At 43.2% G+C, this 9,997-nt stretch carries 13 protein-coding genes and 1 pseudogene; 4 read left to right on the top strand and 10 right to left on the bottom strand.

All coding sequences use genetic code 11. The features are described 5' to 3' along the window. Positions 1–71: 71 nt before the first annotated feature. The 9 genes from H6G97_RS26785 to H6G97_RS26745 all read right to left on the bottom strand — a co-directional run bounded on the left by H6G97_RS26785 (position 72) and on the right by H6G97_RS26745 (position 5,944). On the bottom strand, positions 72–293 hold the full coding sequence (locus tag H6G97_RS26785; RefSeq protein WP_190943619.1) for a hypothetical protein: 222 nt from the start codon (positions 291–293) through the stop codon (positions 72–74). A 172-nt stretch (positions 294–465) separates the two neighbouring features. Continuing rightward, complete coding sequence (locus H6G97_RS26780; protein WP_190943618.1) at positions 466–672, bottom strand: hypothetical protein; 207 nt, start codon at positions 670–672, stop codon at positions 466–468. Between the two features lie 69 nt (positions 673–741). After that, a complete protein-coding gene (locus H6G97_RS26775) occupies positions 742–2,199 on the bottom strand; it encodes a hypothetical protein (protein ID WP_190943617.1) in 1,458 nt (485 codons plus the stop codon). Further along, positions 2,196–2,777, bottom strand: a complete 582-nt coding sequence (locus tag H6G97_RS26770) for a hypothetical protein (protein ID WP_190943616.1) — start codon at positions 2,775–2,777, stop codon at positions 2,196–2,198. The genes H6G97_RS26775 and H6G97_RS26770 overlap by 4 nt, the downstream gene beginning before the upstream one ends. Before the next feature lie 66 nt (positions 2,778–2,843). Further along, a complete protein-coding gene (locus H6G97_RS26765; protein ID WP_190943615.1) occupies positions 2,844–3,491 on the bottom strand; it encodes a hypothetical protein in 648 nt (215 codons plus the stop codon). A 128-nt stretch (positions 3,492–3,619) separates the two neighbouring features. Beyond that, positions 3,620–4,276: a hypothetical protein gene (locus H6G97_RS26760; protein WP_190943614.1), complete on the bottom strand. Its 657-nt coding sequence runs from the start codon at positions 4,274–4,276 to the stop codon at positions 3,620–3,622. A 12-nt stretch (positions 4,277–4,288) separates the two neighbouring features. Continuing rightward, positions 4,289–4,798, bottom strand: a complete 510-nt coding sequence (locus tag H6G97_RS26755; protein ID WP_190943613.1) for a hypothetical protein — start codon at positions 4,796–4,798, stop codon at positions 4,289–4,291. A 314-nt stretch (positions 4,799–5,112) separates the two neighbouring features. Beyond that, the gene (locus H6G97_RS26750) at positions 5,113–5,385 is read right to left on the bottom strand and encodes a hypothetical protein (RefSeq protein WP_242055252.1); all 273 of its coding nucleotides are present in this window, start codon (positions 5,383–5,385) and stop codon (positions 5,113–5,115) included. After that, the gene (locus H6G97_RS26745) at positions 5,375–5,944 is read right to left on the bottom strand and encodes a hypothetical protein (protein ID WP_190943612.1); all 570 of its coding nucleotides are present in this window, start codon (positions 5,942–5,944) and stop codon (positions 5,375–5,377) included. Before H6G97_RS26745 ends, H6G97_RS26750 begins: the two co-directional genes overlap by 11 nt. Positions 5,945–6,200: 256 nt before the next feature. On the opposite strand from H6G97_RS26745, the gene H6G97_RS26740 reads away from it, so the two are divergent. Then, complete coding sequence (locus tag H6G97_RS26740; protein ID WP_114085508.1) at positions 6,201–6,437, top strand: helix-turn-helix domain-containing protein; 237 nt, start codon at positions 6,201–6,203, stop codon at positions 6,435–6,437. Positions 6,438–6,683: 246 nt separating this feature from the next. On the opposite strand, the gene H6G97_RS26735 is transcribed toward H6G97_RS26740, so the two are convergent. Next, positions 6,684–6,905: a hypothetical protein gene (locus H6G97_RS26735; protein WP_114085507.1), complete on the bottom strand. Its 222-nt coding sequence runs from the start codon at positions 6,903–6,905 to the stop codon at positions 6,684–6,686. On the opposite strand from H6G97_RS26735, the gene H6G97_RS26730 reads away from it, so the two are divergent. From H6G97_RS26730 to H6G97_RS26720, 3 genes and pseudogenes are all read left to right on the top strand, one after another. Next, entirely contained in the window at positions 6,904–7,998 is a 1,095-nt protein-coding gene (locus tag H6G97_RS26730; RefSeq protein ID WP_190943611.1) for a hypothetical protein, read from the top strand. The two genes, H6G97_RS26735 and H6G97_RS26730, sit on opposite strands and share 2 nt — an antisense overlap. A gap of 201 nt (positions 7,999–8,199) precedes the next feature. Beyond that, on the top strand, positions 8,200–9,612 hold the full coding sequence (gene dnaB / locus H6G97_RS26725; RefSeq protein ID WP_190943610.1) for a replicative DNA helicase: 1,413 nt from the start codon (positions 8,200–8,202) through the stop codon (positions 9,610–9,612). Between the two features lie 64 nt (positions 9,613–9,676). Beyond that, positions 9,677–9,939 (top strand): annotated as a pseudogene (locus H6G97_RS26720) (IS701 family transposase); the annotation flags it as partial. Positions 9,940–9,997 lie beyond the last annotated feature (58 nt).

Raw genomic sequence — 9,997 nt, 5'->3', positions numbered from 1 at the left:
GTTTAACTCAGTTGGACTCAGTTTGAAAAATAACTGGTGTAATTTATGATGCGTAGTTTTTAGTTCGCGAGTCACACTCGCGAACTTCTTCTTTTTGTCCAAAGTCCAATACCCTCAGCTGACCATTTTTCATCTAGGAGGCGGCAAGCAACATAAACAACATTTTGAGGGTTGCGCTTGTGCCTTCCATTCATATTCCAAGAACGGACAGTATAATCACCTTGATAACCTAAAACAAGTGCTAGCTCGTCGTAAGTTAACTGCCACTTTTTCTTCAACTCAATTGGGTGCATAGTATTCAGCTATTTCAATAAATTAATTAGCAGTGAAGTGCGGAAAAAACGGGGTGTCAGAAAAAATAGAAAACAAGTGCCATTCCATCAATAAATCTTTGAATTACTACACCCCATACTCTAGCTTTGGTCAAATTATTTCTATGAGGAGCAGAGACGTGTATATAAATTATCAAAGGTAACAATCTATAACTTTTCCCTCAGCCGACCATTTTTCATCTAGAAGGCGACAAGCTACATAAACCACTTTTGAAGGGTTACGTTTGTGACCTCCCTTTATCGCCCAACAACGGACAGTGTAATCATTTTCGTAACCTAATACGAGTGCTAAATCGTTGTAAGTTAGTTGCCACTTTTTCTTAAACTCAATTGGGTGCATAAATCTAAATCCCTCACTATTTTTAATCGACAAACTTTTCCGGTTTTGTGACTCACGAGAAATATTTATCTAACGATTACTAATAAATCTAAGCAAGCTATCAGGATAAAACCAGTCTGGAACTGTGACGCGTTTATCTTCAATTAAATTTCCATCGTCATCATAAAGACCACTGATTTCAGCATGGTTTAGAGGTGCGCGACCATTCTTTGACTTGCGCTTGATTTGGATAGTTTCGGTTTGCCTTAAGTCATTAAAACCCTCAGCATTACCACTGGCGGCATTAGTAAAAGCATGAGCAATGCAAACTAGATATTCGGCAGCCTTACGAACGTCAGTAAGTGAATGTCTCACAAATCTTTTGACTGATTCTTTACAATCATCTTGCATAGAAAGCTGTGTCAATTCATCCCAAAGTGTTTGAATAGGGGTATCGTTTTCTGTGCGGTCGCTCCAACGTTGAACAGCTTCATCCATTGCCTCACCAATAGCTAAATAATCGTTACGTTCGCCGATTAATTCTGGCTCCAAAGGTATCAATAACTTCCACGCTTTAGCTCTGTTCTTATGTCCATGAGCATCAACGATTGATGTAATGTTCCAATCAAAAATCGCCTTCCTACACATAACAATTGATGCCGCAAAACTGCTTTTACCACTGCCTTGACCTCCCAACACCCAAACTGGTTTTGTTGATTCAATGACATCCCATAGCCAGCCACCCTCATGATTTTTCAAAAGTTGAACTAATTCTTGGGCGCTCGTGCCTTGTGGAGCCTGAGATGTTTCACTACTGGGATTGATGTTTTCTGCGTCCGCCTTGCGCTTGTCTCGCAGATTCTCAGCAATAGATTTATCAGCTACAGAATCAGCGACCGCAAACTGTTTTTTAGTGTTATCAAACTGTAAATCCTCAAGCTCTGACTGACGCTGATACTGTTGCTGCAATTCCTCAAGAGAGATATAGCGTTCTTTGACTAACAAATTATCAGCGCGTCTATCAATGTCCTTTTTATGCTTGTCCTTAATACGCTCTGATTCATGTGACTGCAAATCGCGCTCAGTCCTAGTAATTAAACCTTGGCGCTTAATAGCTGTCTTAAAATATTCCAAACGTTGAAAACTTGACTCGTTATCAATCTCATCTTTGGCAGCCCAGCAGTAATAACCCATCCAGACAAAAGCAGGCGCGACTAATAACCATAAACTAGGATTCTCCGATGGAGCTAAATCTGACGTAATGAAAGCACCGTCAGGGAGAGACACAACATCATTAAACTGTCGTAACTTCCATACTTCTGTTAGCAATCTGTACTTGAAACGACAGTATTTGTTATCAAGCGCCGATTGTGATTGTGTGGGTTTGTTATAGTACTTCCCAAATGTCCGTTTATTCGCGGTAGTAGGACAAAATCGCACTTCAGTAAATTGATAAGGGTGCGGTGTCTGCCCATAGTAATAAGCGCTTGCTAGCCCCAAAAGTAAAGCTGTGACAGCGCCAACTTTTAGTAGGGATTGAGCCTTCATGACTTGGATTTGTGGATGCCGTAAACAACACCGCCTGCCACCAATGCACCCACCATAAATACAATAGTTTTGTCTGATTCTGGCAGACGGTTAAAGTCTTCTACAGTCGCTTTGATGTTGTCATAAGTCTTGTGTGAGTTCTGCATTGTCGTGTAGAAATCGCCGATAGCAGTCCAGAGGATGAAGCATCCAAATATTGTTTGAAAGAGAAATTTTATCGCCTTATCCATGTCCGTAAAAACCCATCCTTCAGGAGACTTGTTTACGGTGAACTCCAATAAATCACGATTAAGTATTTGATTAATTCCCAACACAATAGCGACCGCAGGCATTAGCCCAGCCGAGCCTGTAGCTATTACTAAATACTTAGCCAAGCAATAGGAAGTAACACCCCAGCCGCAAGATTCAATTCCTTTGAGAACAGCGCGACTGCGATTAAGCTTTTCAATTTCCTTCGCTTTGAATCTTCTAATAGCTTCTTGTTCATCCTGGGTAAACGCGGTATCAGGATAATCTTGATAGTCAAGTGATTTTTCGGTGTCCCCGTCTTGCAGTGAGGTGTTAAGTTCATCTAACATTGTTCTAATGACAAATTTTGATTTCCCCTACTGAGCGGTAACTCGTAGGGGATTTTGCTATGTTGACTACTCGAAAATCGTAGAAACAGCAGTACGGAACGCTTGCACTAATTTATTAGTCGTGAATGACTTACGAGGTACTAAATCAAGGTCTGAACCTTCGCCATAAGTCAATAGATGTTTTGCCTTTTCCGTTTCATAAGTCCTATCAGCGTCTAGCTGTGCCTTCACGGGTCGCGCTAACTGCGATTTAGCAGCCGCCAGATGGTCAACCTTACTCATGTGATAGTCGATGTAAGCCTTGAGCTTAACTAGGTCGATGCTTTCTCTGTAGCGCTGATTCTCTAGTGTGCGGTCGCTGGACAGCTTCAATCCGATTTCTGAGCGCTCATGACCGTACTTTAAATTAGCGATCGTTAAATCAGCATTGGCTTTGTCGAGAGCAATACCAGACGCACCAGCTTGCTTGTAAATCTCTGCTAGTCCTTTGTTGTACTCCTCAGTGCCCTTGATGAACGCATTGAGGTTATCTGTGATGTAGGGCATGATGGTTAAGATGCGCTCACCTTCGTTACCCATTTCCCCTACTTTGGTCAGTGCGGCATCGTCACCATTGATGCAACCCATGATTAAGCTATCAGCAACGCCTAATTTCTCAGCCCTTGCTTCCAGTTTTCTGCCGTGCTTACTGACTATATTCTTGATATGCTTCACGTTTTTGACTCCTGTATGTGCAACATTCCGTCATAAACCATTGAGACAGGGGGGCAAAGAGTGCAATTAGCAATGGTATCCCCACAAGCCCAATCAACAAATGCTTGTAAGTAAGATTGCCGGATGCCTTAATCGATGATTCCGGCGAAAGATAACGCGAGGTCTGCAAACTGGCTTTTGTAGTCGAGGGCGGTTGCCTCCATCGCTTGCTTAATCTGGGTCAGTTCACTGCCTGCAACCGAGTCCATCTCTGCCAGTGTTTGCCTGATTTCTTCGGCTTTGCGTCGGATTTTGGATACTTCTTGATTCTTGAATTCCTTTGCGAAGTGGACGAGGGCGTTAAAAATCGCCTCGTTTAACTCCTTTCTAGATGCGAAGGTGGAAGCGATGGATACTGTAATCTGTTTCACATCCGCCGCTTTGAGTTCAATTCCTGCGCCCTGTGCAATATCTGCAACGAGGGATTGCTTTTCCTGCTCAGTCAGCACAATCTGATTCTCTGGCTCTTGCACGGTCAGCGCCCCTGTTTGAAGATCAGTCTCTTGCTGTTCTTCTTCTGCCTCTACTGTCAAGGTTTCTTCAATGGGTTCATCAATTAAAGATAATCGACTGGTTGTTTTTCCTTTTAGATAGTCAACGGCTTGGCTCAATTGCTCTTTGGTGGGATTGTCAAGGTCATCGCACTCGACAGCAAGCGCAGCCGTTGTGTAATCGTCCTTAGTGAATCCTTGATAACCCTGTTTGTACAAACGAGCGCGGACGTTATTAGTAAACTTGTCAGACATGATGATTGCTCCTTAGAGGGCTAATGTTAAAACTTCGGTGGTTGCAGATTTCATTGGTTGCGGTCGTCTGTTGATTGCCCATTTAGCAGCAACAAACGCAACAAGTGCTAAATCTTTGCATTGGTAAGTATTCTCAGCGCTGAAAGATAGTCCGGCTTTCTCAAACCAGTAGTAACGAGTGCTGCGTGGTACATCGTCAAGATTGATTTTTAAATAGTCTGCCAGCGCTACTAAAAAGCTCTTGCCGTTGTAGCTAGTGTCTAACTCATAGAAGTGCTTGAAAACCTGCCAGCGCTCATTAAATCCTTTGCTAGCAGGGGTTAGCGCACCGTAACGCCGCCGAATTCCTGCAAATGTCTCAACTATTTTTTGGGCCGAAGCTGATTCCACATCTAAGCTAAAACGTTGTTTGAGAAAAGCTACTACTCGATACCAAGTGATATCTGAAATTTCTTTACCCATCTCGCGCTGATAAATCTGTTTCAGGTGGCGATACTTAGCTGAATATACTTTTGTTGTCACATTACCTCCGTATTCAAATTTTAAGTTGGTCAAAAATTAACTGGACATCCGGTTATGCCAAGGTATTTGATATAGCCCTGAGTCTGATTCGAGGTATTTGATATAGTCCTGAGTCTGACGACTATCAATAACCTTGGATCTTGGACTTTGGACGGGCTTTAAAACCCAAAGTTTGTCGGCTATAACCACGTAATAACAAGGTTTGTCAGCTTTTAAGACATACTGACACTTTCTCGTTTACCCCCACGTACACGCCCCTTTGAGCCTAGTTAGAGCGGTTATGGCGCTTTCTGGTCAAGATTTCTCGCTCGAACTTAGAACAAACTCAACTGTATTGAGTTGTTAGTTATCTCTGCTGTGTGCTGTTTATATAAGCTCGGCACTTCGTAGCAGCGCCTTAGCACTTTGTCCCGATTGAGCTTTAAGTCAGCACTCTTAGATTGACGCGGTAAAGGACGGAAATAATATTGTGTGTGGTTGATACTGTCGTTGCTATAGAGATAGCGATAGAGAGCGCCATCGATACTGTAGGTTTTGGATTTGCTTAGGAGGGTTACGCATCCTACAAGCTCTTTATCAATCATCATTTTTATCTCCCGCGACACACGCGCCCGTTAAGCTTGCACCCAGGAAGACCGATATAGAGGCAATGGCGCTTCCTTCAAAAATCTTGGCGTTGTAAATCCATGTCGGCTGATATTCCTCACCTTTGCTTTGTTCAATGCGGTCAACGCCGTGACAAAAGATAGTACCAACAACCATAAAACTAGTAGTTAGTAAGCTCATAATTGCTACTTCTGATGCTGCATCGAGTATGAATGAGTTAATCTTTTTACGCCAAGGAATCACACGGCGAATGTGCATTACTGGCTTTTGTTCTAGATATGAATGCCACTCTGGATAAGTAAAATTCAAGGGCTTGAAATCACAATGTTCGTGTTCGTCAAGTAGTTCGCCCACTGCTTGTATTGCATCCCCTATCATCACATCTGGAGAGTATTCTAGTTGTCTGAATTCTTCCGAATCTCGGATTTCTCTGAGCCAGCGATCTATTGCTTCTAACCTTCGTAATTGATTTTGATTAAGTATTACTTTCTCAAGAGGTAGTTCGTTGATTGCTTCTAAATTGCGTAAATTGATATGCATGAATCCTCGCTTGTGATGCTCCCGCGCACAATTACCACGACCGCAGATATAGAGCGGACGCAATACAGATAATCTGTGTTTATAGCTAGATAACTGTGTCCGGGCTATTGACGTATCGATAACCCGGACACTATGATATTAACTACAACCGCTCATTAATGTCAAGCGCTCATTAATATAAATCGATTGGCATTTACTAACGGTTGGAAATTAGCAATGATAAATGGTTGTATTGATAACCGTTTATTGTTACTGAATGCCTATAAGGAACCAAGTCAAGAAATTTGTAGACGGTTTGGGGATTACTCGCTATCGCTTTCAAAAAGATACGGGTATAGCACCCAGTACCGCTTACAACTTATACGATAATCCTGATTGGATACCACAAGTTACAGCTTTAAACAAAATCTGCGATTTTTACCGTGTCCAGCCCAGCGAGTTAATTTACTGGGTTCCACCAGAAGAAATTAAAGAAGACAAGGAGGATAAATGATCAACACCGACCAGCCACAGGACATAACAGAGCGGCGAAACGATATAGACGAGCGGTTAAAACAATATATATATATACAGTTGCCCCGCCTACGGGGTTGATTATGCGAACTTGCGGATGTGGAGACTGAAGCGGGAGAGCAATGGAGCCTGGATAGGCAAAAACGCCGTCCCAGTAAAGCGTGAAACTGGGTGTAATATCCAAAAGCCACAGGGCAAGGATATGAGAGAGCCAAAGGGCAGACAGTTAGCCAAATGTTTGCCCCGTGTTCCAATCAAGAAACCCGCTCGGACGGGAATCTAAGCGGGTTTCTTGATTATTTGGCTGTACACAAGCGGTAACTCCGAAACGAAATTGTCTGTGGTAGGACTTTTCGGAACCGCGATCGCTGACTCTATGATAAGCAGTTCTGCGTTCGCGTTGCAAGGGAGTTATCCGAAATATTACAAATACTTCGGAATGTAACATGATGAACTCTCGAAATGTAGAACAAGCGCATGGCTATGTAGCACATGACGACAGAGATGATTTTAATTTTATTTTTGTCCACAAAGAATTAGACGATTTTGGGCTTGATCCATATTCATTTCGTATATATAGCCGAATCGTAAGACGTGCTGGCAAGGGAGAAGCCTTTGAAAGCAATAAGAACATGGCGGCAGGTTGTCGGATGTCGGAAGCGCAGGTCAAGCGATCGCTAAAGACTTTAACAACACATGGCTTGATTATCAAAGAGTCTCGCCCCGGTACAACTTGCATTTATCGTGTTGCGCCTAGACGGAATTGGTCAAATCCTATACCGATTATTAAAGACTTTTGTACGGATAGCTCACACAGACCTACCCTTACCCAGGTCTCTCAGAACGGGGGGGTAGGTCTGACAGAGCTAGGGGGTAGGTCTGACAGAGCTAGGGGGGTAGGTCTGACAGAGCTAGAAAGTAATTCCCTCTTAAATACCTCTAATAAAGTCAATCCCTCTAAGAGCGATGGAGGGAAAAAAAAAGAGGAAAAGAGGAACAAAGAAATTGACCAAGAAAAAGCACTTCCAGATAATCACTACGCTGTTAATAAAGAGAAAGTCTTTGCAACTAACGAGAAATCCACTCATGAGGATCTAAATTCCGGCGCGGCGCGTGAGAACCATTCTCAAATTTTGGTTTTCAGCGATGACCCAATTAAAGAAGTAGATTTCCTGCTTTACTATCAGACCTATCAGCGATCGCAAGGTAAAGACATTAACAACGTTGCCCCATACGTGACTACAGTGCTTTCTAAAAAAGATGAAGGTAGTACAGAGATATTTTGCTTATTTGAGCAATGGAAAGTGGGTTGCAGGAAATTAGAGCGCAAAATTAGCAACTTTGCTGATGACCCCGCAGAAGTAGAGAAACAGCGCAAGAAGTATGATTTTCCCAGATGGGAGGCACGGATGCACGATCACTACTACAGTATGCTCCTCTCAGAGGGACTATCTCAGTTTTGCAAGCATAAAGTATCTGCCAAATGGTACGAATGGGCAAGCGCCAAGTTTCCTGAAAGATTTGTAGATATTCCCGATTGACAAAGCCCTTTCAGGGCTGGGTGTGGGGTGTGGGGTGTGGGGTGTGGGGTATAAGGTCAGAATTTAGACCCGTCCCAAGCGCTGCGACCTAATTGTGAAGAAACTTGATGAGGTTTCACCCTACACCCTACCCCCTACACCCTTCTTTTTTGCGGGTGTATGACTGTAAAAATTTAGACCTAATCGAAATCAGAGATTAATATGTACGCCAGTGACGACAACGTAATTCCTTTTGCTACGACAGCGAATAAGCTACCACCACAGAGCATTGAATCTGAAGAGGCGATACTTGGGGGCATCTTGCTTGACCCAGTAGCCATAGAACGTGTCCGCGACATTTTGAAGCCGCACCACTTCTATATCAGCGCTCATGGTCGTATATACAATGCAGCGCAGAGACTTAATGCCCAAGAATTGCCCACAGATTTGTTGATGATCACGAATTATTTAGCTGATAATGGTTTGTTAGAAATTATCGGCGGGCGAAACAAGTTAGCATCGCTGGTTGACTCTACAGTATCAGCAGTTAACATTGATGCGCTGGCAGGTCTGGTTGTGGAAAAATGGAAGCGCCGGGAACTAGGTAGACTGGCAAGCCTTGCCAGTGAGTTGCAGCACAAGTCCAATGAAGAAACCCCCTTAGAGGAAGCCTTCTCACAATTACAGGACTTTATCTATGAGTTGCAGCGATCATCTGACACTGCGGGGGCCAGCCACATTTCCGAAGTGGTGATTAATCTGTTTCAGGATATTGAAGACCGCAGCCAAGGTAAGGTATTACCTGGGATTCCCACAGGCTTTTATGATCTTGATGCAATGACTTGCGGGTTTAACCGCAATGATTTAGTCATCGTTGCAGGTCGTCCGGCAATGGGGAAATCAGCGTTTGCGGCTCAGATAGCTTTTTATCTAGCCCAAGCATATCAGTTTCCAGTTGTCGTGTTCAGTCTGGAAATGTCCAAGCTACAGATTGCCATGCGTGCGCTTTCAGGTGAGGCTGGCATAGAAAGCGGCTATTTGAAAACTGGGCGCATCTCTAACAAACAATGGGAGCCACTATCACAGGGCATCGGTACACTATCAGAGCTACCTGTTTACCTTGATGACCGTCCAGACCCATCACTGAGCTATATAGAATCTGAGTGTCGTAAAATCATGGCACAAGAGCGCCGTGATTTGGGTTTGATTGTCGTCGATTATCTGCAACTGATGGATGGTAACGGTGGGGGCAACAGAAACAATGAGATAGAAAAGCTGACACGCGGACTGAAGCGTTTAGCAATGAAGTTACAAACACCTGTAATGTGTTTATCGCAACTATCAAGAGCAGTAGAAAACCGTAATAACAAACGCCCCATGCTCTCAGATTTACGTGACAGCGGCGGGATTGAGCAGGACGCGGACAAAGTAATCATGTTGTACCGTGACGAATATTACGATCCAAATACGCAAGATAGAGGAGTTGCAGAGATTATCCTTGCTAAAAACCGCGATGGGGCTACAGGCACAATCCAACTACTGTTTGATGCACACTTAACAAAATTTAAGAACATGGTGCGGGGAGCTACGCTTTCAGGAACGCCATCGCAGTTAGCACAAACTGACTGGGATTAAAAAGCATGATCAGAGTAACGTTACTCTGATCATGCTTTTTAAGTAATACGACTGAAGCCCTAACTTAGGGCTAAAAAAATATCAAGTCCGAGATAAAAAAGTTTGCTTAGACATTTTATCTTGGTTTTTTGTGCCTATACTTTTATTCTTTGGCATCAAATGACAGGAGGCTTGAGATGTAGGTGGGCAAACAAATCTTTGAACACCTTTACTGAAGCAATAGAAGCCATAAGATCGCCTATGTCTTATCGATTTTTCGATTGGTTAACCCTCAACCGTGACGTATTTGCTGCTTGTAAAGCCAGTTTGGGCTTTATTTGGACTTAATTTGGACTTAATTTTTGTCTAAGTCCCGATAATAGCCTTGCTAAATCAACTTCTACAA

This window comes from Nostoc flagelliforme FACHB-838 (assembly GCF_014698065.1).
Lineage (GTDB): Bacteria > Cyanobacteriota > Cyanobacteriia > Cyanobacteriales > Nostocaceae > Nostoc > Nostoc flagelliforme_B.
This window is presented reverse-complemented; position numbering and strand designations above follow the sequence as displayed.